The following is a 25901-nucleotide window of genomic DNA, read 5'->3' on the forward strand; positions in this document are numbered from 1 at the left end:
TTGACGCTGACCCGCGCCGCTGACATGCGGGCACTGTCAGGATCAGTGCGGTCGCCACCCCACCGATCCACTCAAAGGCTGAACTCGCGAGGACGCAGCCCTGGCCGACCCGTTCAGTACCGAGCAGGCGACGGTTGGCGCGCGGCAGTGCACCACCCGCGTCGAGGAGTTCGCGGCCATCGAGCAGGGGCCATCAGCGCGTACCCGTCACGGGCCCGGGAGTCGACCAACTCCTCACGGGCGCAGCGCTACCGGCGCATCGCCCGCCTCCGCAGCAAGAAGAAGGGCGATCGTCGCGGTCGGCCGCTCCGCCCTCGTTGCCGTGTGGCACCTGCTCTCCGACCCCGAGACCCGGTTCGTCGATCTCGGCCGGCCCGGTCGTCCCAGTCGATCTGGGGCTTACCGAGCGCGGCGTAGTCGTCCCCGCTGCACAGTGCCGCCCGCAACAGCTCACACAGATCGGCGTCGGCAAGCAGCCCGCGCACCGCCGAGCGGATCAACGTCACGGTGTCCATCATGCCCACCGCGTCATACAGCGGGATCGAGTCCAGCACCCGGCGCCGGCCCAGCCCCGCCTCGCCCGCCGCCTGCAGTCCGACCTCGAAGAGATCCGGTCCGAGCGAGGCGACCGCGCCAGCCGGGCACGCATGTCCACCAACACCGTGCGCGCGAAGCCGTCCCAGCTACCGCAGTAACCGCCATCCCCGGCCACGTAACGCCACCGCGCTCGAAGGCGTACCGCGACCGTGAGGCTCTCGGGCGTCCCGTCGAGCGTCGACCGCCTCCCCGGCCCGAGAGCCTGTCGAGGCGCTGCAGCACACCACATCACCGTGGCCACCACGGACGGCGGCACCGAGCACCGCCCCGATCGGGGTGAACCAGGAACTGGACGCAGCTGCCGCCCGTCGGGCGGTGTCGACGAGCCTTGGCCTCTGCATCTGCCGACTCCGAGGCCTCGGGTACCGAGGTCAAAATCCTGGGCCTATCGAGACACCCACCGAGCTCCACGCCTCGTCAGTAGTCCTCCAGACTAGACGAACGCTGCAGGTCAAAGCGCTATAAGCGATAGTGCAACCGATAGCAAGGATGCATGTTTTCAGAAACGCCTTTGTGATCCCGGGTATCAGCGTTTGCCTAATCGCTAAGGCTACAGCAACGATGCCTACTGCTCGGGTCGCAGGTTCATCAGTGCTCGTCGATGCACGCCTGGAAGCAAGTCCGCTACCCCGCCAGCGGGTGCGAGCCAGCAGGCGCCATCACGTCTGCGCGTCCACAAGCCCCACTACGCACACGATTGCAGGCATGGCGGCCCCACGGGGCGCCTGTCTGCCCTGCCGCCCGGACGTCTAGGTCTACGCAGGGCTGCGGCACGTCCCGTAAGTGCGTTGACCCGCTACCCCGCAGGTCTGGAGGAGTGCGTCTAGCCGTGTGTTCGAATCTCTACCGCAGGGCGCGCGTGTCGCTGCTTGCCACATCGCTACATTGCTCCCGAGAATGACCATCCGCGGCGGTGCTAGGTAGCCTCGGGCGGGTAAGCAACTCTCATCGCAACCCTGCTTGAAGGAAGCAAGGGGGCCACGTCCGGGAGAGGCGCCGCACGGGAGACCATCCCTGCGAGGGGGACAAGAGGCAGAAGAAGGATGGATGCGGTCAGTGGTTAGCTCGGGAGAGTCGATGGCAAAGCACGCTGAGGAAGTGGATCGGACAGTCGCGCTGGCCAGGACCATCGCCCTCGTCAACGACAAGGGAGGAGTCGGCAAGACGACCCTTGCCGTCAACCTCGCCGGGCAGTTGGCTGGTGCCGGTTTCGCCTGTCTCCTCGTTGACCTCAACCGACAGGCCAACGTCGCCCGCGACCTCGGCTACCGCGACACAGCCAGCGACGACCACGGCCGCAACCTCTTCGACGCGATCACCGGACGCGGCCAGCTCGAACCTGTGCCGGGTGTTCGGCCTGGTCTCGATGTTGCTCCAGGTGGCATCGAGCTCGATGATCTCGTCTCGCACATGGTGGGGCGGATGAGTCGAGAAGGCTTGGACGCCAACCTCGCCTTGGGCAATGCGTTGTCGCCGCTCGCCCCCAACTACGACTTCGTCGTCATCGACTCCCCACCCGAGGCCACGTTCCTTGTCGACCTGTGCCTGTACGCGGCGCGCTGGATCCTTATCCCGACCCGCAGTGACGGCGCCGGACTGGACGGCATGGCGAACGTGGCCAAGCGGTTTGCGGTAGCCAAGCAGTACAACCCCGGGCTAAGCCTGCTCGGGGCGGTGTTGTTCGGCACCGGTGTTCGGTCGACGAGCATCCATGACGAGGTCCGCGACGAGATCGCACAGGCCTTCGGCGGTCAGTCCCCGTTGTTCTCTGCCTTCATTAGATTCAGTGAGAAGACCGCGCAAGACGGCCGCCGTATGGGCCGGCTCGCACACGAGCTGGAGGAAGACCTGGCCGCGCAACCGGCATGGTGGAAGGCGCTTCGCGAGGGCAAGCGCCAAGGTCCTCGGATCTCAGCAACGGCGGCTTCGGTCGCAGGCGACTACCGTGACCTGGCCTTGGAGGTGCTGTCTGTTCTTCGCGAGGCCGAAGAACACCAGTCCGCCTCGCTGGAGGGGGCGCAGCAGTGAGTCAGAACAACTTGGCCGACGTCTTCGGCACGTCCGCACGGGACCTTGTCCGTCCGGGCGGCCAGCGGCCGGGGCGACAGGGCCAACGATCGGCGCCTGCCGGAGCTGCGGACGGGCAGCGCGACTCGGCCCCTCCGGCGCCATCGACGGAACCGGTCGACCCGCCGGTGGCGCCTACGGAGAAGCCGGTCACGAAGGCAGACCCCGTAGTTGAGCAGGACTGGAGCGAGCAGGAGCCAGCTCCCGCGACCTCGCAGTCGATCGTGTATCTGGCCCCGGGCCTGCGAGACACGCTCGATGCTGCACGCAAGCGGGACCGACGCACGAACTCCGATCTGGTCTTCGACGCGATCGACCGGGCCCAGCATCAGCTCCCGGAACTGGTGACTCGCCAGCAGCGCCAGGAGCGCCCTCCGAACAGCCTGTTCTCGGCGCGTCCGAGTCGTACACGTCAGCGAGCGACCTCGCCGTCGGAACGCACGGTGCCGTTCACTTTCCGGGCGACGGCGGACGAGTTGACCGTTATCGACCGGCTGGTCGAGGAAACCGGCGCCAGTTCGCGTAGTTCCCTGATCTCTGCCGCCCTCCATGCCACGTTCGCTCGAGGATCGCGCCGAAAGCGCTGATGGAGTGTCCCGGCACAGCTCGAATCCTCTGCCCAGAAGGGGTCACAGGTAGGTCCGCGGAATCCCGCCGTCGACAGCTGTCTCAACGCGCGAAGGGCTGCCGGAGGCGCATGGGTCAGGGCCGGTACGCGAGCAGTTCCTCCAGGCGGCCATCGTCGTCGATGGCCCATGTGGTGAGCCGGGGGTCGATCGAGTCGAACACAGCGCGTAAGTCGGTCAGCCGCGCGTCCAGGTCTTGGCCGAGTAGGGGTTCGTGGTGGGCGATGCGGTTGCGCAGTAGGTGCAGCCTGATGACCGGGCGTTCGATGCGTGATCGCGCTGCCCGCGGTGCCTATGCGCATGACCTTGCCGGGTGCGGTTCATAGCGGTCGGGCGGTGGTGAACAGGGCGTCGTAGAGGTTGGCGCCGCGCCGCGAACAGTCGGCCGAGCTCTCGTCGCGACAGTGACGGCTCAGTTGGCACGTCCGGCAGTCTCCACCTCGGCCAGATCCGACATGACCGCCTCCAGTGATCGCGCCGACCGCTGCGCAAGCGCTGCAGGCGTTCCAGCTCGGCGACACCGGTCCGGATGTGCCGCGCGAGTGAGGTGCTCGAACTCGCGGACCTCGGCGGTAGCCGGGTCGAAGTGCATGATCACGGCTTCGGCGTGAGCGGAGTTGGCGGCGACAAGCCCGAACTGGTCGGCCTCCCCCGTGCCGAGCGCCCCGAGCACTGCCCGCTCACCGCGCTGGACACCTGGCTCGAGCTGTCCGGGATCACCACCGGCCCGGTGCTACGCAAGGTCTCCACCGGCAACCGCGTCCTGGACAAGCCCTTGCACCCCGAGTCGATCAACAACCTCGTCCATGCGGCTGCCACCCGCGCCGGGCTGCCCGGCGGCCCCTACAGCGCCCACTCCCTGCGCGCCGGGTTCGTCACCTACGCCCACCTGCGTGGTGCAAGCGACCGTGCCATTGCCCACCAGACCCGCCACCGGTCCATCGACACCATCACCACCTATATCCGCGTCGACGACGTCTTTACGGATAACGCCGTTCTGCACCTTGGACGGTGACAACGTCACGGAGACACCACAGCTCTCCCCGCACATGAAGAGCTCACGCTGATGAAGCGGTGACGAGAGAGGTCCGCTGCGATACCCGCCCTATACGAGATCGTCCTGCGAATACGCGGCGCCTTTGACGATGACCTGATACGGGCGATGTAGCGCATCGAGGTCATCAAGCGGGTTCCCGGCCACCACGAGCAAGTCGGCTGCTAGTACTGCAACGGCGTTTTTTCAGGGTGGTGGGCGTTGGCCGCGGCGGCGGTAGTGGCAGGTCCGGGCCTGGTGCTGGCGTCGTCGGCGCCAGGTGGACCAGGCGAGTGTGCTGGCCAGGCAGGCGGCTGGGGTGAGGATGAGGGTAGCGAGCAGACGCCGTATCTCGTTGCCGCTCAGCGGGATCAGCCCGGTCCGCTCGGCTGGAGATCCCCCTTTTCGGCCTCCTGTGCGCGGGTGACGGACAGGTAGGCGGCAGCGAGCATCGACAGCGTGATGTGGGCGTACCAGGCCCGGTAGGAACGGACTTGGTAGTGGTCGAGGCCGGCTTCGTTCTTGGAGGTCTGGAAGCACTCCTCGATCGCCCAGCGTGCCCCGGCGACGCGGACCAGCTCGCGCAGCGGCGTGGCCGCGGGAGCGGCGCAGCGGTAGAACGCCAGCTCCCGGGTGGTCTTGCCCTGCCCGGGTTCGGTCTGGCGGCGCACGAGCAGCCAGTGCCCCCACCCGTGGGGCAGGCCGGCCGGGTCGAGGGCGACGGTGGTCCAGTCATAGATCCGCTCTCCGTGCGCACCCGCGCCGACCTGGCGCCGTTCCCACCCGCTGCGGCCGGTGTCGGGGTCGCGGGCGCCGGCGATCGTGGCGAGGACCTTGGCCTGGCGGCGATGCCCGTCCGGGCTGGTCAGGACGTCGTCGTTGCGAGTGGCCAGCACGAACGGAATCTCCCGGTCGGCCAGCCAGGTGCGGAAGGTCGGATTCTGTCCGTAGACCTCGTCGGCGGTCACCCACGAGCGGGGTGTGAGGGCCCCGCAGGCGTGGGCGCGGGCGAGCATCGCCAGCCCGAGCTGGGGCTTCGTGGCGAACCCGACCTCATCGGGCACGTCAGCTCTGGCGCAGCGGTCCCGGTCCTCGGTCCACGAGGTCGGCAGGTAGAGCTCGCGGTCGATCAACGCCCGCCCCTTCGAGCTGGCATAGGCCAGGAACACCCCGAGCTGACAGTTGTCGACCTTGCCGCCGGTACCGGTGTACTGGCGTTGCACTCCCGCCGAACGCAGGCCCTTCTTGATGAACCCGGTCTCGTCGACCACGAACACCCCACTCACGGGGTCGCCGAGGGCGTCGAGGACGTAGTCGCGCACATCGTCACGCACCCCGTCGACGTCCCAGTCAGCAGTGCGCAGCATCCGCTGCGTCCCGTCCGGCGAGACCGCCCCCGCATACTCGGCCAGAGTCCACCCGTTCTTGCGCTCCAACCCGGCCAGCAGGCCGCGCACATACGCCCCGGCCCGCGCGCGGGGCTCACGACGGAAGAACCGCGGCCCGATCGACGCGATGACCTGGTCCAACGCCGCTACCCATCCAGCAAGATCCACCACCCGGCGATCATCACCGCCGAACCCGGATCAGCCTCTCACGACACGCCGAAACGCCGTTGCAGTACTAGGCCTGCGCAGAGCTCTCCTGTCTCATGGCTGAGCCCCAGACTCCGCGCAGCCCCTCTCGTGGCCATGTCGATGACCTTACCGCGGGTAAAGCCCAGCTCCTCGTAGAGCTCCATACTCAGTTTGAGCTGATCGAACTCTGTGCCAGGGACACCGGAGTCCGTCCCAATAAGGATCTCCACGTCGCGCTCAGCCATCCAAGTTAGTTGACTGCCATACTTATAGTCGGGCGTCGTGACATATTTTGCGATGTCTCGCCAGACGGCCGGAGTGGTGTCGCCAGCAGCTGTGCCTTGCTGGGCCATCTGTCGGACCGCCTCCTCATTCTGATCTCGCTTGCCTGGCCCTGACCGCCATCCGCAGTGCTCGATCGTAGAAACACCCGTTTCGATACACCGCACGATCGGCTCGCTTCCGTGCGCATGCGCGGCAACCTGCAGTCCGTATTGAGCGGCGTGTTCGACCGCGACTCGGAGAAGCTCTGTCGAGTACTGCGCATCGAAGGGCGTCGGCCCCTCCGAGGTCACATACCCCCCACCCGCCATGATCTTGATCAGGTCAACGTCTTCGACGGCGCCATCGATTGCCGACCGAATCTCCGCGGCTGTGTCAGCAACTCCGCCGAGGTACCAGCAGTGTCCGCCCGTGATGGTGAGCGGAACACCCGCAGACAGCACACGCGGCCGCACGCTGTCCGGGGCGGTCGTCGAGTCGCGGAACCTCGCGACATAGCCACCGGAGTCACCGAGGTCCCGAACAGTCGTACAACCCGCTCTCAAACAGCTACGTGCGTTGGTCCGGATCAGAGCTAGCACCTCGTCTGGTGCGCCGGAGCACAGGGTGGCGAAGGAGGACTTGCTGCAGTCACCACCAAGATGCACATGGCTGTTGATCAGTCCCGGCATGATGCTGTATCCAGCGAAACGCGAGACCGAGGCTCCGGGGTCGGCCTCAACAAGCTCACTGCCCCTTCCTATGGCCTCGATTCGGCCGTGCGCGACACGCACTGCATCGTGCCCGGGGGGCAGCTCTTCTCCGGCCGAGATGAGCCGGTCCGCTACGTAGATTTCTGCCATCGCAGGGCTCATCTCCAATTAGCCAACATTACTGTTAGGTGCCTTCGACATCATCTGCGGGACCCGATGCTTGCGCAGCCATCCCGATATTTCCATGAGAGGCCGGGTCTGCCCGGTGCTGGCACGTTCCGGTAGATCTCCCGGCATTTGCCGAAGTCCATCGACGGCAACCGCCACAGCTGGTCGTTGGTCGCTGCTGTAGCCGGCGAAGACGTTGTACATCCGCGCGTACCCATCGCTGCAACGCTGCTCGCGCAGCTCGCAGGACAGTCGAGAGGGCCAGCTCGGCAGCCACGACGGTGCAGCTGGGCTGGTTCGACCGTCGCCGTCCGGCGAGGCCGGCCGAACCAGCTCGGGATAAACAGAGCGAATAACCGAGTCCAGCGAGCGGAGCCGGACGTAGGCGTGCGTCTGACTCGCTCGGTGCATGACTCGCCGGAGATCGGCGACAGCGGCCGGGTAGAAGACCGCCAGGAGCATCGACAGCACGGAGATGCGGATCAGAACCAAACCGCCGATCCACATGTTGATCGAGACCGGCGATGATCCGAACAGGACCTGCGCATAGTACGAGATTCGAGCACTGAACAGCATAAGATAGATGCCGCAGCCGATGGTGAGAGACACGGCCACGACCAAGAAGTCCCATGCCCGCTCTCGGTACAGCGGGACGCTATCGCGGCTGGACCAGACAATCTGCGTGATGCAGGCGTACACAAGATAGGCACTTGCAGTCAGAAAGAAAACCAGCACCGCGGGATGTTGGATGTCGCGACTGGTGAACTGCAGGTTGAACGGCGGGTCCACGAAGAGTGGCGCAACAAGAATTACAGCAACTGTGACCGCGAGCGCCGCCACTTCGCCGTATCGACGGTGACGCGGGCGATACCTCGCGATATTTCGAAGGTAGAATAGCTGCATCGACGCGAAGGCCCCTACGATGACGAGATTCCGCACGATGCCGGCAGAGTGGGACCCGAGCACGGCGTCGACCCAGCCGGAGACGTCTCGTCGGTTCAGCAGTACCATCAGCCCGAGGCCCGCGCTGAACAGAACCGAAGCCCACGGGTCCGCCGACGCGGGAGATCGGATCGCGTGAACTAGTCTCCACACGAATACGACGCCGCACGCGATACCCAGGAAGAATGACATTCTAAGTCACACACCCCGTCCGCCGAAGGCGCGGCCCAGCGCCTCGCCTGTACGGCCCAGATTGCCCCAGTTCGCTCGGATAGGCAGCCTGGACCAGCTAGATAGAATTGCGCCCAGTGTTTCGGCTTCCCACTCGGGTCGATCATCGTAGAGAGAGCCGCCCGGGCCCTCACCGCTACCGATCAGGAGAGAGCCGCACATCAAGGGGGCTCCGTCTTTCCCGGGCTGGAGATGGCCCAGCACAATATGGGCAATCTCGTGATAGATTGTGTAGTTTTGCCGCTCGACTGAAAGATCAGTCAGATATGTGATGTGGTACCTGTCGGGGTACGGGATGACGCAGCCGAATGAGCGAATCTCCGGCAGGCTTCGTCCTACTAACTCGATTGGGTGACCGAGCTGCTCTGACAACCGCCGGCATAGCTCAGCGGGGGGTGGGGTTCGACGGTATCCTAGGTCGCGGAGCAACCCTCTGGCCTGGCTACGGAGCTGGCGCTCGGTCATCGAGGTCCCCACCGTCCCTTCGCAGTCCCCGTCGCTTGCGTGACCTTACCGGTTCGGGTCGATTTCCTGAACACGAGGGGCGACGCCGCTCGTCACATCCACCAACAGTTCCAGGGCCTTAACTCGGTCGAATCCTCGCATGTAGGCCCGACACATACGAAACGCGGACACACCCATCTTGTCGAGTTGTGCCAGGAGCAGCTGTGTTTCAGTTTCATGGCGTGGCCGCGTCAGATCGACATACTCGTCAGATCCACCGACGTGTCGCAGCACCGTGCCGAGTTCACTGATGGATAGTGCGCTGGCGTCGACTGTGTACTCAAGCAGAGATGAGAGGATTCGCTCAGCGTCGTTCATTGCTACGCCGCTCTGCATTACAGTGCGGAGCTGGTCCCCGAGAGGCCACCAAAAGGGCGGCTGCTCAGTCCCGGACGGCACGCGAACCAGGGCGAAGAGCCGATGTAATCGGATCGCCATGCTGTCTGATTCGTCGCGCGACACTTGCGCTGATGGATTCATTCGTGACCCGCCCCCCGGCCAGAAGCGCCCGACGGCGCACCACCCTCACGATCGGCGAGACCTCCGCCACCGCCGCCCGTGGATCGACCCCCCAGAGCCCACCGCGCTGGATGTACCGGGGAGTCGCCCCGCTGAAGATCGGATGTGTCGGACATCACAATCACAGCAGCCCCTTCCTCAGTGTCACTGCGCAACCGCACCTGCAATTGCGCTGACGCTGCGTCACCCCGACGGTCCACCTCAGCGTAGTTGATACACCCGCAAACCCACCGCTGTTTGCGTCAGCGAATCTGGTAGTTCCGTCCGGCCGGAGCTGCTGGGCGGGCGGTCGACATCACTCGTCGCGCTCCGGAGCCGAGCGCTCCCGCAGCATGTCGGTCAGGAGGCGGTTCATGGCGATCCGCTGGGAGGGTGCGAGTCCGGCCACGCGCGTGGCTACGTCGTGGACCTCGGCGTCACGCATCGCCTGTCGGAGTTCCAGCTCGGCGATGACTTCCTCCTCGGCTCGCGGATCGCCGGTCAAGAAGCCCACGTTGACCTTGAAGAACCGGGCGAGGCCCTGGAAGACCCGCAGCGTCGGGTTGTCCTTGATCCCGCGGCGTAGCTCGGACAAGTGCGAGGCGGAGATGTCGGTGCCTTGCTCGCGCATGGTCGCCACGACGTGCTTGCCGGTGTACTCGTCACCGTCGTCGTCTACGACGGTCGCGAACAGGTAGTTGATTCGATCCGCCAGCGAATTGAACCGCTGCTCCGCCCCGTCGGATGCTGTCATCCCCCGACTCGCCCCCTTACTCAGATCAGCTAGTGCCGGCCTCGTCGCCGTACTCACAGTGTGTAGCCAGCACGACGGTACCTTCGTGGCTACCTCGATGTCAGAGGCAGTCTGGCGGATCACTTCACCGATGTGTACCTTCCGGCCCAGCGAGATTCGCTCAGATGGATCGCGGAGTGAGGTGGCAGTCAGCATGACGACCGATCACATGCTCGGCGCCGAGCCGTACTCGACCAGTCAGGAGCGGACGGTGGCACGGCTCGTCGGCCAGGGAGGCCAGCGGCGACAAGGCGAGATGACGGCGCTGATCGAGCAGCTCCCTGGTCTGCGCGCGCAGCCTGAGCGCGCCGACGTGCCCGAACCGGCCCAGGCGGGGCAGGGATCTGCCACAGGGGAGGTGGACATGGGTGAGCCCGTGCGACGGCCGGCCGGCCGGGACGCAACGGAGAAGGCGGCGGTCGATCCAGTGCGCCTGCTGATCCATCGCGAGCAGATCCGCCATAACGCCGAGCTCGCCCAGACCCACGAGCAGGTCACCGCCCTGCTCGCCTCCCCGACGGCGTCGCTGTTGACCGCGCTCGACTCTGATCTCGCCGCCGTCGCGACGGCGGCGATCGAGGCCATGGCCGTGCTCCGCCAGCACCAGGCCCCCGAGCGGATCCCGGATCAGGACGAGGTCAGTGGCGCGGTCGGCGACTACCTGGCGACCGTGGCTCGGCTGTGTCGCTCCACTCTGGCCATCCATCTGACCCTGGAGGCGCAGGTGCGCTCGGATACGTCCTAGCCCCGGCGAGGCCGATGTCCCGAGCTGTGCATCCTGTGCAGGTCCTCCACGATGCGCCCGACCGAGTCCTTGGTCTCCTCAGGCAGCTCACCGAGCAGCTCGACGAGGTCTTCGAGGTTCGCCCGTCGGACCACGGTCAGGATGTGGCGGTCGGCGTCGTCGGTCTCGCTGAACTCGTCGGCGAACAGGTAGCCGACCGGCACCCGGAAGAAACGCGCGATCCCCTCCAGCGCGGCTTTGGTCGGATTGTCCCGCCGTCCGTGCCGGAGGTGGTTGAAGTACTGCGCCGACAGGCTCGGCCCACCGACCGCGCGGATCCCGCCGACGACCTCCTCGTCGGTGTAGGGGCCTCGCTCCGGGGGATGCACGGTCGCGACGAGGCGATTGAGCCGATCCCCGAGCGTCCGCGTGACACCACTGGATCCCGGCACGCGCCTCCTCCTCCCAGACCGACGACGACCGCGACGGTCGCTCTCCTGCTGACGCAACGGGGCGACGGTAGCGGGGGCAACCAGTAGGAGAAAGTCGAGGTCGCGGTTCATACCGCCCTCCCCCTCCCGCCACCGCGCCAGCCCCGGACCGCGACACCGATGTGACGGCGCTCGACCTGGTCAGAGCTCATTGACACCAGAAAATCACGACAGGATAGTTGCGTTTGTTCACTCCTACTAGGAGTGCAGTTGCGGCGCTAGCACTACTACGAGAAGGGAGGATGCGGTGCGCAACCGGATGACGGCTGCACCGCAGACCGCCCTCGATCGAGGGGCGGGCCGGTAGCAATGCCCAAGGCCAAGACGAGACAGGCGCCCCGCTGGCGCACGGCCCCCGGGCTGGAGCAGGGCCCGACGTCGACGAGCACCGAGGTGCCCGCTGCCCCCCTGGACTCGGCGGTCCGGCCCCGAGCCACCCGTGCCGATGTCGACCGCGCTCCCTCGACCCCGGCAACCTGCCCTCCGCGTCGTGGCACCGCCTTCCCAACGACGACCGTCGTCGCCTCGATCGCAGCCGACGAGCCCCCCGCGGCGTCGAGCTCCCCGCGCAACATCGATGCCGGACCTGCGAGCTCGAGCGTCTCGACCCGCGACGAAGTCGGCGACCAGGCCGGGCGGCGTCGTTCCACCCCGCCGGCCACCCCCGCAGAGCCCCCGGCGTCGGAGGCCGCCCCTGTCCTAGCCGCTCCTCAGATCCGGCTGGACGCTGAGCTACCGCAGCAACCCCGAGCCGATCACCAGTCAGGTGCTGATCGCCGCTCCGGTCCCCCACGAACGGCGCTGGCCCGGTACGGGCCCCTTGAGCAGACCTTCACGCGCTCGGTCCGCTCGTTGGAGCCGATCTCCGACCACGAGGCAGCGGCGTTCGCCGGCCGCTTCGCCGCCGACTTCCAGTCTTTCGACGAGGACAACCCCACCCGTCGGGCAGAGGTACTGCGATCCCTGCTCGCCGATCCCCAGGCCTGCACCTGGGGATGGTCGGGCGCGGGCAGGCAGCGAGCCGACTCACCGTTGCCGGGCCGGATCTACCGGTCCAGCGAAACGGTCGTGTTCGTCGAGGTCGTCGTCCGCGCGACGACCTACGCGCGCGCCTGCCCGCCGCCCGAGCCGCCGGAACCCCGCGGGGCGGCCGAGAGCGAGCCGGCCGGGGCTGTCGGGCCGTCCTGTGCGCCGTCCGAGTCCGACCCCGGCTGGGTCGCCGTCGAGGCGAACTGGCTGCGCATGACCGTGCCGATCACCCGAGACCCCGACGACGGCCGCCTGGTCGTCGACCCGCACCTGGTCTCCGACCAGTCCTCCTGACCCCCACCAGAGGAAGCCGCTCATGTCGACCAATCACGTCAGGCCCGACGAGTCGAAGCCGTCCTGGCTCACCGACACCAGCACCGCCTGGGCCGCCGGCCCTATCCCCTCATCCGGCCATGGCGAATCCGTCGGCCCGAGCCGCGCGCCGGTCGAGCAGCACTCCACCGGACCCGCGCCGGCGGCAGCACCGGATCCGGCCCCCCGCGGGCCCTCGCCTACGCCGAGCACCACAGCTCCCCCGACTCCGGCCGTGCAGCCCACCACCGCGCCGGTCACCGAACCGGCGGCCGCGGCGCCGCAGGAGTCCAGGCCGCCGTGGGACGACGAGAGCAGCGCGGTGTTCTCCAACGCCGTGCGAGTCCGCAAGTCGCCGCCGAAGCAGGGCTGGCGGGCCGCGGTCTACGCCCTGTCCGGCGGCCGCTGGAACCCCGGGCTCTCCGATGCCGAGGAGCGGCTGCGCGAGCAGCTGGGCAAGATCCGCACCCCGCTGCCCGGCCCGCACAGCGTGGTCGTGTCCAGCATCAAGGGCGGCGTCGGCAAGACCACCGTCACCGCCCTGCTCGGTCTGGCGCTGGCCGAGTACCGCGGCGACCGCGTAATCGCTATGGATGCCAACCCCGATGCCGGGACCCTCGGCGACCGGCTGGTCGGCGAACAGCAGGCCTCGAAGACCACCGTGCGCGACCTGCTCGACAACCTCGACCAGATCCGCTCGTCGACCCAGCTCTCGGGCTACACCCACCTCGCCGGACGCCTGCAGGTCCTTACCAGCGAGCAGGAACCCGAGCTGTCGGAGATGTTCTCCGCAGACGACTACGAAGCCGTCCTGCGCACCCTGAGCCGCTACTACGAAGCATTGCTAACTGACAGCGGGACTGGTGTCGTGCATTCGGCGATGCAGGGCAGCCTGCGCCACGCCGACTCCCTGGTCATCGTCGGCGCCCCCACCCAGGACGGCGCCTCGCGCGCCTCGCGCACCCTGCAGTGGCTGGCCACCCACGAAGACGAGCACGGCCGATTTCCCTACCGCCAGCTCGCCCAGGACGCCGTCGTTGTGCTCTCGTGTGACCGGTCCTCGCCCTATGTCGACGAGTCGGTCATCCGCGAGCACTTCCGCGCCCGCTGCCGTGCGGTGGTCGAGCTGCCCGCCGACCCGCATCTGTCCACCGGCGGGATCGTCGATCTCGACGCGCTGTCCCCGGCGGCGCGTGATGCCGCGCTGAACCTGGCCGCGACCGTGGCCGACGGTTTTCAGGGTCGGCGGACCATGGGGTTGGCTGCGCACGGGTTCCGCGGCTGATGAGTTCGAACCTGCTGGTCGGTGCCGCGTTGGCGCTGACGACCTCGCTGGCCGCGTCCGGGCTGAGCCCTGCCGCCGCGCCGCAGGACGAGGTCGACTGCGGTTTCCGGATCACCGTGGTGCACGTGCTCGCCGAGCTGTCCGGTGACACGTCTCCTGAGGCGGAGAAGCTGCGCCAGGACCTGATCGACATCGGCGCCGACCAGCCCGGGTTCGTTCCCGACGAGTGCTACAGCGGCGGTGCGAGCACCGGTGACAGCGGATCCGGCAGCGACACCGGCTCGGGCTCGCGCTCAGGTAACGACTCCGGGTCCGGCACGGGCTCCGGACCCGGCAACGGCGGCGGGTCCGGATCCGGCAACGACTCCGGTGGCGGTGCTGGGACCGGTGCAGGTTCGGGCGCAGGCGGGTCCGGGAGCAAATGCACGACCACCGCGGCGGACAAGCTCGGTTGGGGATCGCCGAAGGTCGAGGACGACTTCGAGGGCACCGAGGTGTCCGGGGACTGGAACATGTACGACGGCCCCGGCCACGCCGGCAACGGCGTCCGCACCCCGGACGCGATCAGCGTCACCGACGGGATCCTGACCATCACCGGCTCGGAGAACGGCGACGCCGGCGGCATGGCCTGGTCGGCCAACTCCCAGCAGTTCGGCCGCTGGGAGGGCTGTGCCCAGTCCCCACCCGGCGCGGCGGACCTGCACACGTTGTTTCTGCTGTGGCCGACCGCTGAGGACTGGCCCGAGGGTGGCGAGGTCGACTTCATGGAGATCTCCGACCCCTCCCGTCAGGAGGTCGGCGGGTTCCTGCACTACGGCGCGGACAACTCCCAGACCGAGGGCACCACCCAGGTCGATGCCACCGAGTGGAACGCCTTCGCCGTGGAGTGGACCCCGGAGAAGGTCACCTACCTGGTCAACGGCGAGCCGTGGTTCGAAGACACCGATCCCTCGCACAACCCGCCCGGGCCGATGCACCTGACCATCCAGCTCGACAACTTCGGCGGTGACCTCGCCGGAGGCGCGGAGATGCACGTCGACTGGGTCCGCCAGTACGACGCCGAGGGCGGCGAGACCAGCGGTGGAGTGGGCGCCGGCGCGGACGTCTCGGCCGGGCAGGACGGCGTCGACGCCGGGGCCGACGTCTCGACCGGCGGCTCTGGGGAGTCCGGATCGGACTCCAGCAGCTCCGAATCCGGCGCTTCCGGTGGCGGCCAGGACGGCCGCAGTCAGAACAGCGGCGGCGATGACGGTGGCGGCTCGGATGAGTGAGCCGCGTTCACGCCCCCTTCCTCTCCCGGTGTCCGGTCGCTGCGACCGGCTCGTGCGACAGCCCCCGATCACACGACGAAGGACCTGACCATGCGATTCCCGCGCAAACCCCGCCCCGCCTGGGCCGACCACGTCCCGCAGTCCTCACGCGGCCCGGTCGCCCGCCGCTCCGCGGTCGCGGTCCTGACCGCGGGCGCCCTGCTCGGCGGAACGGCGTTCACCCTGTCCCCGCTCCCGGCGCAGCTCGGACTGGTCGCCGAATCCTGCAACCAGGGCAAGGCCGTCCGGCAGCTCGCCGCGGCCCGCGAGACCCGCACCCAGACCCGCGCCCTGCTCACCGACCTCACCGTCTCCACCGACCCCGGCGCACAAGCCCTGGCTCGCGAGATCGCCGGACTCGGATTCACCCCCGCCACTCAACCCGCCGGATGGCGGCAGAAGGCCGTCGACACCTCCGATCAGCTCAACCAGCTCGCCAGCACCGACCCGCAGATCCGGGCAGTCGCCGCGCGCCTGGCCAAGGCCGGGCTCGGCCCGACCCCGGCCGACCTGCTCCCCAAAGAACCCCCACCGGCCGATCCAGGCCCGCTCGGGGGGATCGGGCAGTCCCTCGGCGGCGCCGCGGACACGGCGGTGGGTGCGGTGGAGTCCGCGGGGGATGCGGTCGCCGACGCCGCCGCACCGCCACCCTCGGCGGACAGTTCGTCGTCCGGGCGTCCGGCCGCGTCGAACCCGAAACGTCAAGCCGAACCCGCCCTGCCGACGACGTGCATGGACCAGGCCGAGGCCACCGCAGCACCCGCTGCGCAGAGCCCGGCCGCGTCTCCGGCACCGCGCCGGCCTGCCCCGGCTCCGGCCGCAGCTCCCGCAGCGCCTGCGGCACCAGCGGCACCGGCGCAGGACAGCGACGAGCCCGACGAGCCCGAGGCTGCCGAGCAGCCGGAGGACTCGACCAGCGGCGAGCCGCCCTCGGATGAGACAGATGAGCCCACCGACTCCGGATCGAGCCCGTCCGAGGACAGCGACGGCACCGGGACAGGCAGCGGCGACACCACCGAATCGTCCGGTGGTACCAGCGGCGAAGAGCCAGGCTCGTCCGGCAGCCGCCCGTCCGAAGACAGTTCCGATAACAGCAGCTCCAGTTCGGGCTCGGCTGATGCCGGGACGGGCTCGGATGAGTCGTCGAGCTCGGGCGGCCCAGGCAGCGGGTCGGACGAGGATCTGGAGAAAGCGCAGGCAGCGATCGAGATGGTCGGCGAGCTGATGCAGGCCCTCGGCGCCAGCCCCGACGCCGGCGCGGGTGATCTGAAGAGCTCGGTGCTGCAGGTGCTCGACCGCGAGCAGCTGGAGAAACTCGGCGCCGACTCCGCCGACCTGACCAAGCTCGACGAACTCCGCTCCACCGACACCGGTAGCTCCAGCACCGACACATCTGACCGCAGCTCGTCGTCGAGCAGCGACAGCAGCTCCTCCGGCAGCGACACCTCGGAGTCGGGCTCCTCGGGCTCCGACGACTCGACCTCGGCCGAACAGCCCAGCTCCGGTGGTTCCTCCGACACCAGCACGTCGAGCACCGGCTCGGACTCGGCGGGTTTCGAGCCCGGTAGCCCGATCAGCCGCGGTGGTGGTGACACCAGCGGTGGCTCCGACAGATCGGGCACGGACAGATCGGGCACGGACAGATCGGGCACTGGTTCCAGTTCGGGCGGTACGGGCTCGGGCGCCGAGCAGGCCAGCGGCGGTGCAGGTTCCTCGTCGGATGCCGCGCAGCCCGCGGCCAACATCGACTCCACAGTCCAAAAGCTGACCGAACAGGCCGAAGAGGCCGCCGACACGGACCCGGTCGCAGAGCAGCTGCTCGAGAAACTCAACGACGCCGACCTCGGCAGCACCGGTGACCAGCAGGACTCCCCCAGTACCAGCAACTCCAGCACCACCGACAGCTCTGACACCACCGACAGCTCGGCCGATCCCGACAGCTCGGAGTCGACCGACAACTCCAGCACAGCCGGCGACTCGGACAGCACAGGTGGGCAGCCGGACTCGGGCAGCACCGACGCCGGCCAGGGCAGCTCCGGAACCGATGACGAGCAGTCGTCGGGCCAGGGCGGTGGTGGTGAGCAGCCCGAGGCTCAGGACTCACCGGCGCCCGCGGGAGGCGATGATGAGGGAGAGCAGCCGCGTGATCCCGAGGGCACCCAAGGCGGTCCGGCGGTCGCACCTACCGGCGGGACCGACACCGCCACGTGGGACAAGCTCGCCGAGTGCGAGTCCGGTGGCGACTGGACGACCAACACCGGCAACGGCTACCAGGGTGGGCTGCAGTTCTCGCCCGCCGCCTGGCAGGCCTTCGGCGGCCAGGGTGACGCCCACCAGGCCAGCCGCGAGGAGCAGATCGCGGTCGCGGAGAAGGTGCAGGCCGAGCAGGGATGGAACGCCTGGCCCTCGTGTTCCCGCAAGGTCGGGCTGCAGTAGCCGCCATGACTATCCGCAGGTGGAGCACGGTGTCAGTGGCCGCGGTCGTGTCCGTGGCCCTGGCTGCCGTGCTGTGGTCCTCCGGCGCCCCGCAAGGGGGTCGGGTGGTGGGGCTCGGGTCGGTCATGCCGTGGGGGTCGGCCGACCCGAGGTCCCCACTCCAGGAGTCGCCCCCGGTGCGCGGGCAGGCCGGACCGATCGTCGGCGGCCTCTCCGCATCCTCGGTCGGGGTCCTGGTCGTCGACGGCGGCCGCCACCAGTGCTCGGCCACCGTCGTCGCATCCAAGTCCCGACGTCTGCTCGCTACTGCGGCGCACTGTGTGTGGCTCGACGGCGGCTGGCGCATCGACGGTGCGACTTTCATCCCCGGATACGCCGCGGGCGAGGAGCCGCACGGCCGCTGGGCCGTGGACACCGCCTACGTGCCCCCGGCCTGGCAGGACGCCAACAGCCCGATCGAGGACGTCGCCGCCGCCACCGACTTCGCGTTCGTGTCCCTGCTGCCCCGGGACGGGGTGCTGCCCGAGCAGACCCTCGGCGCCCAGGGCATCCGCTGGTCGACGCCCGACACCGTGCAGGTCGCCACACTCGGCTACCCCTCGCTCGGCTCTTACGACGGGCAGTCGCTGCGCGGCTGCACCGGGCAGGCCGCGGTCGAGCCGTTCGCGCGCGCCACCGCCCCGGCCCCGGGCGAGGTCCTCGCTCTGGACTGCGACATGACCGAGGGCGCCTCCGGCGGGCCGTGGCTGGCCGGCCCGGATGCCGCTTCGGGCCGCGGTCAGGTCGTCGGGGTGGTCTCCGGTGGCGACGACACCGCCCTGGTCTCACCCCGGTTCGGGCCAATGGCGCGCGGTGTCTATGACGCCGCCGACTCGGCCTCGCAGATCTCCAGCCCACCCGCTCCGGCCCCGGCCGATCCGAAGTCTGCCCAGATCGCCCCACGAGGAGGCAGAAACTGATGACTACCGCCGAACAGCAGGACCGTGCCGGGCCGCTCCATAGGCCGCGCACGCCGTTCGAGCTCAACCACCGGCTCGGTTCCGCGGCGCGCCTGCGCGCTCCTCATCTGGGCCCGGTCGACAACGAGGCCATCGTCAATGCCACCTCCGCGGCCGCGGCCGCGGGCGGTCCCGGCCCGGAGCCGGCCGACACCGCCGCCGAGCTCGGTGCAGCCACCGAGGCCGCCCAGGGCCGGGCCCGCACCGAGTTTCCCGACACCCGCCCGGTGTCCTGGGCCGCGTTCGGGGCGCTGGTCCCGGTTCTGGCCGGATCCGCCGGCGCCGGGGCCTCGTGTGTCGCGGCGGCGATCACCGACGCCCTGCAGCTCGATCAGCGGTGCGCGCTGCTCGTCGACGCCGACGACCCCGCCCGCTCCGGCCTCGCGTGCGCGTCTTCGCAGGAAGGCCCCTGGCTCCGGCCAGTGAACGAGCACGTGTCGGTCCGCTACAGCTGGCGCGCCGACGCGCTGGTGGCGCGCCTGGAGACCCAGCTGCCGGCGATCACTCCGGGGATGGTGCCGATCCCGCCGGACTGGCTGCCGGATCCGGCACCGGACCCGCTGCACACCACTGTGGTCGATCTCGGGCACGGCGGCTGGCGCGCAGCCGCGACCCCCGTCTACGGGGCCGGGGGCTGGCTGCGCCGGGGGCTGCCGTCCCAGCGCCCGATCCTGGTCGTGCGCGCGACCCGGCCGTCGCTGCGTCAGGCCGAGCAGCTCCTGGCCCGCCTGGAGCCGTGGGTGCAGCGCGGGGTGGCGACCCCGGTCTATCAGCTGGTGATCAACGGAGCCCGCAAGTGGCCCGCCGGCGTCGCCGGCGCCGCCGGACCGCGGGTCGCCGCGCTGATCGATGAGGCGTTGTTCGTCCCCCACGAACGCAGCTGGGAGATCGCCGGAGTCACCGACGATCCCAGCCCCGACCGCGCCGTCGACGCGCTGCGGCCGCTGCTCGCCTCATGGGGCCTGGTCACGTCCCCACGACGTCGCTGACCACCCCGTCACCTGCCGAACCCCACTCGCCCGCGGAGGCACCGCTGATGTCCATCCCCCACCTGCTCGCCGACACGCTGCTCACCCAGATTCACCTGCTGCCCGCTCAGGACATCCCGAACCCGGGAGCCGAGGCCCCGCCCGGGGCGCCCGCGATCGAGCGTGTCGTCGGCTACCTGCGCTGGATCGCCGGGGTCTGCATCCTCGGGCTGTTCTTCGGCGGGATCGTCGCCGCGACCGCGGGCCGGCTGTGGGATCACCACGGCTCCGGACGTCTCGGTGCGCGGCTGATCGTCGGCAGCCTTGCCCTGGCCCTGTTGTTCGGCCTCGGCTACACCCTGGTCAGCCAGTTCGCGGCGACCGCGGCCTGATGGCGCGCTCGATGAACACCGACCGGGCTCCGGCAGGCGGCGGCCGCGACGGGCGACGTCGCGCACTGCTGATCATCACTGGGGCGGTAGTACTGGTGCTGGCGCTGCTGGTCGGTGTGGTCGTGTCACTGACCAGCATGTTCGGCGAGGACGAGCCCAGTTCCACCTATCAGAGCCCGCCGGCCCCGACCGGCCCTGGGGCCGGCGGCAGTACCGGCGGTGGGAGCGGCCCGGAGGCTGAGGCTGCCCTGGCGCGTGCGCCCATGCTCGATGTCCCTGACCAGGCCGCGTTGCCGCATACCTTGTCGATGCGCAGCGCGGGCCCTCCGATCACGCTGCCCGCCCCCCAACAGGTGAGCGGGGTGCTGGTGCCCACTGGGTTCCCGGACACCGAGCAGGGCGCGATCGCTCAGGTGGTCGAGCTGACCCGGGTCGGGTTCACCGGCGCCGATCCGCAGGTCTGGGCACAGGCCTACGACTCGATGGCCGAGCCGGGTGCCGCGCCCACCGCCCAGACCCCGGCCTCGCAGGACCTGGTTGCCTTCCGGCGGGCGGCGAACATGCCCAGGACCGGCGCGACCCGGGCGAGGATCACCTGGGATCCCACCTCGGCGCTGGTCAAGGGCAGCACCGACGACGGCAGCTACGTCGTGGCGTGTGTGCTCGGCGAGCTGGTCACCGACTACAAGGGCCGCGTGGCCACCGGCGGGTTGGGCAACTGCCTGCCGATGCGCCGCGTCGGCGATCAATGGCTGGTCGCGTCGGGGCCGCGCGCATGGGTCGCCCCGGCTACCTGGCCGGGCAGCGACGAAGCCGTCGCAGTCGGCTACCGGGACATCCTCCGATGACCGGCCTCATCACGACCATCTGGGACCTGCCTGCTCAGGACCCCGCCCCGCCTGGCGGGGATGGAGGCGGTGGAGATGGCGGTGGCGGTGGCGGCCTGGTCGGCGACGTCGCCGGATCCATCGCGGAGTCGGCGTTCAGCTCCGCGATGCAAGCGGTGTGGGATTCAGCGATCTGGCTGCTCAAGGGCGGCTTCGATCTCGCCGACAGGGTCTCGCAGGTCACGCCGGGCGACCTGACCGGCAACGACGCCGACAACCCGGACGCCATCCCCGGCGCCCCGGCGCCACCGGCACCGCCGGAGGGGGCGCAGAGCGCGGTGGATCTGGGTTCGTTGTGGTCGACGATGATCTGGCTGGCCGCGCTCATCGCGCTGGGCCTGTTCTTCTACCAGCTGGCCACCGTCGCGGTGCGCGGCGGAGGGGGCATGTTCCGCGCGGTCACCGGCCCGGCCCAGTTCGGCATCGCCCTGGCGGTGACCACCGGCGCGGTCGCGGCCCTGCTTACCGGCGCCGACGGGCTGACCACGCTGTTCTTGAGCAACCTGGGCGAGCAGGGCAGCTTCACCGCGATCCTGGACAACCCCGCGGTCGCCGACCGCTTCGGCGACAACCCGGACCTCGGCGAGGATGTCGAGGAGGGTGTCCGGTCGATGATCCTGGGGATCGCCGCCCTGTTCGGGGTCATCCCGGCCGCGCTCGGCTTCGCCCTGGCGATGATCTTCCGCGCCGCGGCGATCATGGTGCTGATCGCGACCATCCCGATCGCGGCAGCCTGCCTGATCTCCGACTCCACGGCGTCGATGTTCTGGCGGGTCGTGCGCTGGCTGCTGGCGGCGGTGCTGCTCAAGCCCGCGCTCGCGCTGGTTGTGGTGATCGGGGTGAACATCATGTCCCGCACCGACGGTGTGGCCGGGCTGCTGGCCGGCACGGCGGTGCTGCTGATCAGCCTGTTCTGCCCGATGGTGCTCTACCGGCTGTTGGCTTTCGTCGACCCGGGCACCGGTGCTGGGATGGCCGTGCGCTCCGGCGGCGGGTCTCGCAGTGGCGGTGAGCCGGGTGGGGACAACGGCACCAGCGAGATGATCAATAACGCGCGGGCGACGCAGAAGGCCTACGACATCGGCAGCGCCGGCTCCGGCGGCGGTAGCGCCGCTGGGGGCGAGCTCGGCGGCAGCACCGCCGCGACCGGCGCAGCCTCCGGCGGCGCGGGCGCTGGTGGTGCCGCGGCTGGCGGCTCCGCTGGTGGTGCCGCTGGTGGCGGTGCGGCAGGTGGCGGTGCGGCTGCGGGCGGTGCAGCGGCCGGCGCCGGGGTCGCTGGTGGCGCCGTCGCCGCGGCGGCGGTCGGGGGCTATCTGGCCACCAAGGCGGCCGGACAGGCCGCGGGCGGGTACGCCTCGTCGCAGATGGCCCAGACCGGTATCGGGCACCCCGGCCCGGCACCCGCGTCCGGGGCCGGCAGCGGGCAGATCAGCTCGGCCGCCGGCGGCGCCTACGGCGGGGCGACCGCGACCTCGGACTGGTCCGGGCAGCCCCCCACCAGCGACAGCGGGCCCGTCGAGCCAGGCGACACCGCGAGCGGCGGCGGGTCCGGGCCCGAACCACCACCGGACCCCGGACCTCCCGAGGCCGGCCATCCGGATCCCGGAGCGGGCACCGACCCCGGGCCGGAAACCCGCCCTCCTGAGCCCCCTCCGGCGAACGCCGGCACGGACGGGGCCTCCACCACGCCGGCCCCCGACACCCCGAATACGCCGTCACCTGGTCCGGCGCCCGAGCCCGAGCCCGAGCGTCCGGCCCATCCCGACACCGACCGAGAGGACGGCCGCCGATGACCAGCACCGTCGTCGTCGGCACGACGACTACCACGAGCGGTGACACCCGATGACCACCAGCCAGTCCCCCGGCCCGCGGGTGTATCGGGGGCTCAACCACACCGAAGGCATCGGCTGGATCGCCGGGATGACCCCGGTCCAGGCGTTCCTGCTGATCGGGGTCTGCGCCCCGGCGCTGATCGCGATGTCGCGCAACCAGTGGTCGGCGGCGCTGTCCTGGGCGGTGTTCGCCGCGATCGTCGCCGTGCTGATCCTCGTCCCGATCCACGGCCGCCCGGCGTTTAGGTGGCTGGCCGACCTGGTCATGTTCCAGACAGGAGTCCTCATGCGCTGGTCCCCCTGGCAGTCCCGCGCCGCCGCAGGCCTGGCCGGCGACCGCACCGAACCCGACCTGCCCGGCGTCCTGGCCCGCCTGGAGTTCCCCGACGGCCCGGAGTTCCACGGCTCCCGGATCTGCCTGATCCACGACACCACCGAAGGACGGTGGGGTGCCACGGCGAAGCTGACCCACTCCGGGGTCGGGATGCTCTCCGACGACGAGTGCGAGCGCCTCGCCTCCCGCCTCGGCTCGATGCTGGTCGGCCTCGGCCACCGCGAGGTCGTCGACCGAGTCTCGCTGCTGGTGCGCACCGTGCCCGACGACGGCACCGAGTACGCCGTCTGGCGCGACCGCCACCAACGCCCCGACGCACCCGCCCTGGCCCGCCAGGTCACCGCCGAGATCGACCGCGACGTCGCCTCGGTCAGCGTGCGCACGGAGCTGTTCGTGACCGTGTCCGGCACCGAGGAGGCGCTGCGGCGCCCGGCCAAGGCCGCCGGCGGTGGCATCGCCGGACGGGCCTACGCGCTGTACCGGCTCCTCGAGGGCGTCGCCGACGGCCTGCGGGGGCTCGGTGTCCAGTCGGTGACCTGGCTGTCCTCGACCGGGGTGGCCGAGGCGGTCAAGACCGGGTTCAACCCCGCCGCCGCGGCCGGGCTGTCGTTCCGGCACCTGACCAGCCCGGACCCCGACGGCGCCGTCGGGCTCCCGATCTCCCAGGCCGGGCCCGCGCTGGCCCCGACCCCGGCCGCGCGCGCGTATCACCACGACGGCTACTCCTCGGTCGCCTACGCCGTGCAGCCCCCCGAGTCGGGCACGATCTTCGGGTCGCTGGGCCCGCTGCTGGCCGTGCGGACCGCCGGCGAGCGACGCACCCTGCAGATCCACTACGAGATCCTCTCCGCCGCCGCCGGCGCCCGGGTGGTCAAGTCCGATCGGTTCCGCAACAACGTCCTGGTCGACGCGAAGGCCCAGCGCGGGTTCAACACCACCGCGGTGGACTCGCGCCGCCAGCGCGGCGCCCGCGACCAGGAGGCAGCCGTCGCCGCCGGTCACGCCGTCGTGCGGTTCACCGTCGCCTCGTCGATCACCGTCCCGGCCGACTGGAACGTCGAGGACCACGCCGCCCGGCTGGAGAACGACGCCTCGGGCCGGTTCCACCTGCTGCGCCTCGAGCTCGCGCAGGACTCCGCATTCGTCGCCGCCGCCCTGCCGGTCGGGATCGGGCTGCCCCGGGAGAAGAGGGCCTTCGACTCATGAGCATCTTCGGCAAGCGCCGCCGCCGCGTCGTACCGCGCAACACCGGCGAGCTACTCAGCCAGTTCACCGATCTCGACGGCATCCCCACCAGCACACCCGTCCCCGACCACGACGTCGACGACGTCGATCCGGAGACCGGTCGGCGCCGTCGCCGGCAGCGGGTCAACCAGGCCACCGCGCCCCGGCAGGGCCCGCGCGAGCCCGGACGTGGGTGGGCCGCGGTGGACGCGGCCCGCCGGGCCCCGGTCTACAAGGCCACCACCGCCGAGGTGGGCGGGCTGTTCCCGCTGCTCGCGGCCAACGGTGTCCCGGCGATCGGGGCCCGCCTCGGGTATGACACCCAGTCCGGAGGCGCCTTCTACGTCCACCCCACCGAGTGGGTCCTGCGCGGGATGGTCACCAACCCCAACCTCGTGGTGTTCGGCGAACCCGGCCGCGGCAAATCCTCCACGGTCGTGGCGCTGATGCTGCGGATGATGCTGTTTGGGGTCCGCTCCCTGATCTCCGGCGACGTGAAGGGCGAGTACACGCCGCTGCTGCGCTCGCTCGGGATCACCCCGATCGCGCTCGGGCGCGGGAGCCCACACCGCCTCAACGCCCTCGACCTCGGCCCGCTGCGGGGCCGCTGGCACACCTGGAACGCCGAGCGCCAGAACGAGGAGCTCACGGGGATCCTGGCCCGCTGGACCCGGCTGCTCACCGCCCTGGCCGAGGCCCAGGGCTACGAGCCCACTGTGACCGACGAGCTGGTCATCTCCACCGTCCTGCGGCGGCTGGTGGGCGCCGCCGACGGCTACTCCGAGCTGCGCCCGATCACGATCCCGCAAGTCGTGGGCCAGCTCGCCGACCCCCAGGACGACCTGTGGCAGGCCACTCGTTTCGCCTCGCACCGCCAGTTCGTCGATCACACCCGTCAGATCACCGACGCCCTGTCCAACCTGGTCGTCGGCCCACTGGCCGGGCTGTTCGACGAGCCGACCAACTTCGACCTCGACTGGGACGCGCCCGTGCAGTCGATGGACCTGTCAATGCTGCGCTCGCGTGGGGATCAGGCGATCGCGGTCGCCCTGACCTGCCTCGGCTCCTGGTCGTCGATGATCACCGACCTCCAGGATGACGGCGACGTGCGGATCGTCGTGCGCGACGAGGTCTGGCGCCAGATGCGCCTCGGGCTGCGTGCGGTCCAGGCCGTCGACTCCGACCTGCGGCTCTCGCGTGCCGAACGCAAGATCCAGCTCCTGGTCATGCACAAACCCTCCGACCTGCTCTCCGTCGGCGCGGCCGGCTCGCAAGAGGTCTCGATCGCCAAGGACCTCCTGGCCCTGTGCAGCTCCCGGATCCTGCTCGGCCAGTCCACCCGGGTCGGCGACGAGCTCGCCGAGGAACTCGGCCTGTCCGACCGCGAACAGGCCGTGATCACCGGGTGGGCGATGGAGGGCCCCGGCCGGGCGCTGTGGAAGATGGAGAACTCGCCCGGCATGAAGATCCAGACCGTGCTCTCGGCGACCGAGAAGTCGATCTTCGACACCAACGCCGGCCTCCGCGAGAAAGTTCTGGAGTTCAGTAATCCTGACGGTCCCGGCGCCGGCCGCAGGCTGCACGCGGTTCCGACCTCGGCCCTGCCCCCATCCGACGATGCCGCCCAGGACTCGGGGCGACGCAACGGCGTGGCTACGCACCGGTGACC

The 25901-nt window shown here is 69.8% G+C and carries 21 protein-coding genes; 15 read left to right on the top strand and 6 right to left on the bottom strand.

Annotation, left to right across the window (positions count from 1 at the left end):
* Positions 1–1674: 1674 nt before the first annotated feature.
* The 3 genes from Pdca_RS34200 to Pdca_RS34210 all read left to right on the top strand — a co-directional run bounded on the left by Pdca_RS34200 (position 1675) and on the right by Pdca_RS34210 (position 4305).
* Positions 1675–2625, top strand: coding sequence for a ParA family protein (locus Pdca_RS34200; RefSeq protein ID WP_208115288.1), 951 nt, complete (start codon positions 1675–1677; stop codon positions 2623–2625).
* 167 nt (positions 2626–2792) lie between these two features.
* Positions 2793–3251 carry a hypothetical protein gene (locus Pdca_RS34205; RefSeq protein WP_085916755.1) on the top strand — a complete coding sequence of 153 codons (459 nt, stop codon included), beginning with the start codon at positions 2793–2795 and terminating at the stop codon, positions 3249–3251.
* A gap of 586 nt (positions 3252–3837) precedes the next feature.
* Positions 3838–4305, top strand: a complete 468-nt coding sequence (locus tag Pdca_RS34210; protein WP_085916756.1) for a site-specific integrase — start codon at positions 3838–3840, stop codon at positions 4303–4305.
* A gap of 389 nt (positions 4306–4694) precedes the next feature.
* On the opposite strand, the gene Pdca_RS34215 is transcribed toward Pdca_RS34210, so the two are convergent.
* The 5 genes from Pdca_RS34215 to Pdca_RS34240 form a co-directional block, all read right to left on the bottom strand.
* Positions 4695–5882, bottom strand: a complete 1188-nt coding sequence (locus Pdca_RS34215; protein ID WP_408635078.1) for an IS701 family transposase — start codon at positions 5880–5882, stop codon at positions 4695–4697.
* 35 nt (positions 5883–5917) lie between these two features.
* A complete protein-coding gene (locus tag Pdca_RS34220; protein ID WP_166666062.1) occupies positions 5918–7024 on the bottom strand; it encodes an amidohydrolase family protein in 1107 nt (368 codons plus the stop codon).
* A gap of 18 nt (positions 7025–7042) precedes the next feature.
* A complete protein-coding gene (locus tag Pdca_RS34225) occupies positions 7043–8176 on the bottom strand; it encodes a hypothetical protein (RefSeq protein ID WP_085916418.1) in 1134 nt (377 codons plus the stop codon).
* Positions 8177–8725: 549 nt separating this feature from the next.
* The gene (locus tag Pdca_RS34235) at positions 8726–9037 is read right to left on the bottom strand and encodes a hypothetical protein (RefSeq protein ID WP_125911717.1); all 312 of its coding nucleotides are present in this window, start codon (positions 9035–9037) and stop codon (positions 8726–8728) included.
* A gap of 496 nt (positions 9038–9533) precedes the next feature.
* Positions 9534–9971: a hypothetical protein gene (locus tag Pdca_RS34240; RefSeq protein ID WP_085916416.1), complete on the bottom strand. Its 438-nt coding sequence runs from the start codon at positions 9969–9971 to the stop codon at positions 9534–9536.
* A 193-nt stretch (positions 9972–10164) separates the two neighbouring features.
* On the opposite strand from Pdca_RS34240, the gene Pdca_RS34245 reads away from it, so the two are divergent.
* Positions 10165–10755, top strand: a complete 591-nt coding sequence (locus tag Pdca_RS34245) for a hypothetical protein (RefSeq protein WP_125911718.1) — start codon at positions 10165–10167, stop codon at positions 10753–10755.
* Here Pdca_RS34245 and Pdca_RS34250 read toward each other — a convergent pair.
* The gene (locus tag Pdca_RS34250) at positions 10752–11297 is read right to left on the bottom strand and encodes a helix-turn-helix domain-containing protein (protein ID WP_125911719.1); all 546 of its coding nucleotides are present in this window, start codon (positions 11295–11297) and stop codon (positions 10752–10754) included. The two genes, Pdca_RS34245 and Pdca_RS34250, sit on opposite strands and share 4 nt — an antisense overlap.
* A gap of 780 nt (positions 11298–12077) precedes the next feature.
* Between Pdca_RS34250 and Pdca_RS34255 the strand changes: the two genes are divergently transcribed.
* The 11 genes from Pdca_RS34255 to Pdca_RS34310 all read left to right on the top strand — a co-directional run bounded on the left by Pdca_RS34255 (position 12078) and on the right by Pdca_RS34310 (position 25899).
* Positions 12078–12548, top strand: a complete 471-nt coding sequence (locus tag Pdca_RS34255; protein WP_085916413.1) for a hypothetical protein — start codon at positions 12078–12080, stop codon at positions 12546–12548.
* A 253-nt stretch (positions 12549–12801) separates the two neighbouring features.
* A complete protein-coding gene (locus Pdca_RS34260; RefSeq protein WP_085916412.1) occupies positions 12802–13851 on the top strand; it encodes a MinD/ParA family ATP-binding protein in 1050 nt (349 codons plus the stop codon).
* A complete protein-coding gene (locus tag Pdca_RS34265) occupies positions 13851–15122 on the top strand; it encodes a glycoside hydrolase family 16 protein (protein WP_125911720.1) in 1272 nt (423 codons plus the stop codon). Before Pdca_RS34260 ends, Pdca_RS34265 begins: the two co-directional genes overlap by 1 nt.
* 90 nt (positions 15123–15212) lie before the next feature.
* Positions 15213–17597, top strand: a complete 2385-nt coding sequence (locus Pdca_RS37700; RefSeq protein ID WP_269462877.1) for a transglycosylase family protein — start codon at positions 15213–15215, stop codon at positions 17595–17597.
* Between the two features lie 176 nt (positions 17598–17773).
* The gene (locus Pdca_RS34280) at positions 17774–18556 is read left to right on the top strand and encodes a trypsin-like serine peptidase (protein ID WP_125911721.1); all 783 of its coding nucleotides are present in this window, start codon (positions 17774–17776) and stop codon (positions 18554–18556) included.
* Positions 18556–19584 carry a hypothetical protein gene (locus Pdca_RS34285; protein ID WP_085916408.1) on the top strand — a complete coding sequence of 343 codons (1029 nt, stop codon included), beginning with the start codon at positions 18556–18558 and terminating at the stop codon, positions 19582–19584. Before Pdca_RS34280 ends, Pdca_RS34285 begins: the two co-directional genes overlap by 1 nt.
* A gap of 47 nt (positions 19585–19631) precedes the next feature.
* Positions 19632–19955, top strand: a complete 324-nt coding sequence (locus Pdca_RS34290; RefSeq protein WP_085916407.1) for a hypothetical protein — start codon at positions 19632–19634, stop codon at positions 19953–19955.
* A complete protein-coding gene (locus Pdca_RS34295) occupies positions 19955–20803 on the top strand; it encodes a hypothetical protein (protein WP_085916406.1) in 849 nt (282 codons plus the stop codon). Before Pdca_RS34290 ends, Pdca_RS34295 begins: the two co-directional genes overlap by 1 nt.
* Positions 20800–22635 carry a TrbL/VirB6 family protein gene (locus Pdca_RS34300; protein ID WP_085916405.1) on the top strand — a complete coding sequence of 612 codons (1836 nt, stop codon included), beginning with the start codon at positions 20800–20802 and terminating at the stop codon, positions 22633–22635. Before Pdca_RS34295 ends, Pdca_RS34300 begins: the two co-directional genes overlap by 4 nt.
* A gap of 49 nt (positions 22636–22684) precedes the next feature.
* Positions 22685–24214, top strand: a complete 1530-nt coding sequence (locus tag Pdca_RS34305; RefSeq protein ID WP_085916404.1) for an SCO6880 family protein — start codon at positions 22685–22687, stop codon at positions 24212–24214.
* Complete coding sequence (locus Pdca_RS34310; protein ID WP_232021800.1) at positions 24211–25899, top strand: ATP-binding protein; 1689 nt, start codon at positions 24211–24213, stop codon at positions 25897–25899. Before Pdca_RS34305 ends, Pdca_RS34310 begins: the two co-directional genes overlap by 4 nt.
* Positions 25900–25901: the final 2 nt, after the last annotated feature.

This window comes from Pseudonocardia autotrophica, from assembly GCF_003945385.1.
Lineage (GTDB): Bacteria > Actinomycetota > Actinomycetes > Mycobacteriales > Pseudonocardiaceae > Pseudonocardia > Pseudonocardia autotrophica.

Coding starts and splice junctions, on each gene's coding strand:
- Pdca_RS34300 (WP_085916405.1), top strand. CDS start 20,800: ATGACCGGCCTCATCACGACCATCTGGGACCTGCCTGCTCAGGACCCC.
- Pdca_RS34250 (WP_125911719.1), bottom strand. CDS start 11,297: ATGAACCGCGACCTCGACTTTCTCCTACTGGTTGCCCCCGCTACCGTC.
- Pdca_RS34305 (WP_085916404.1), top strand. CDS start 22,685: ATGACCACCAGCCAGTCCCCCGGCCCGCGGGTGTATCGGGGGCTCAAC.
- Pdca_RS34240 (WP_085916416.1), bottom strand. CDS start 9,971: ATGACAGCATCCGACGGGGCGGAGCAGCGGTTCAATTCGCTGGCGGAT.
- Pdca_RS34295 (WP_085916406.1), top strand. CDS start 19,955: ATGGCGCGCTCGATGAACACCGACCGGGCTCCGGCAGGCGGCGGCCGC.
- Pdca_RS34245 (WP_125911718.1), top strand. CDS start 10,165: ATGACGACCGATCACATGCTCGGCGCCGAGCCGTACTCGACCAGTCAG.
- Pdca_RS34290 (WP_085916407.1), top strand. CDS start 19,632: ATGTCCATCCCCCACCTGCTCGCCGACACGCTGCTCACCCAGATTCAC.
- Pdca_RS34200 (WP_208115288.1), top strand. CDS start 1,675: ATGGCAAAGCACGCTGAGGAAGTGGATCGGACAGTCGCGCTGGCCAGG.
- Pdca_RS34220 (WP_166666062.1), bottom strand. CDS start 7,024: ATGGCAGAAATCTACGTAGCGGACCGGCTCATCTCGGCCGGAGAAGAG.
- Pdca_RS34310 (WP_232021800.1), top strand. CDS start 24,211: ATGAGCATCTTCGGCAAGCGCCGCCGCCGCGTCGTACCGCGCAACACC.
- Pdca_RS34265 (WP_125911720.1), top strand. CDS start 13,851: ATGAGTTCGAACCTGCTGGTCGGTGCCGCGTTGGCGCTGACGACCTCG.
- Pdca_RS37700 (WP_269462877.1), top strand. CDS start 15,213: ATGCGATTCCCGCGCAAACCCCGCCCCGCCTGGGCCGACCACGTCCCG.
- Pdca_RS34285 (WP_085916408.1), top strand. CDS start 18,556: ATGACTACCGCCGAACAGCAGGACCGTGCCGGGCCGCTCCATAGGCCG.
- Pdca_RS34225 (WP_085916418.1), bottom strand. CDS start 8,176: ATGTCATTCTTCCTGGGTATCGCGTGCGGCGTCGTATTCGTGTGGAGA.
- Pdca_RS34235 (WP_125911717.1), bottom strand. CDS start 9,037: ATGAACGACGCTGAGCGAATCCTCTCATCTCTGCTTGAGTACACAGTC.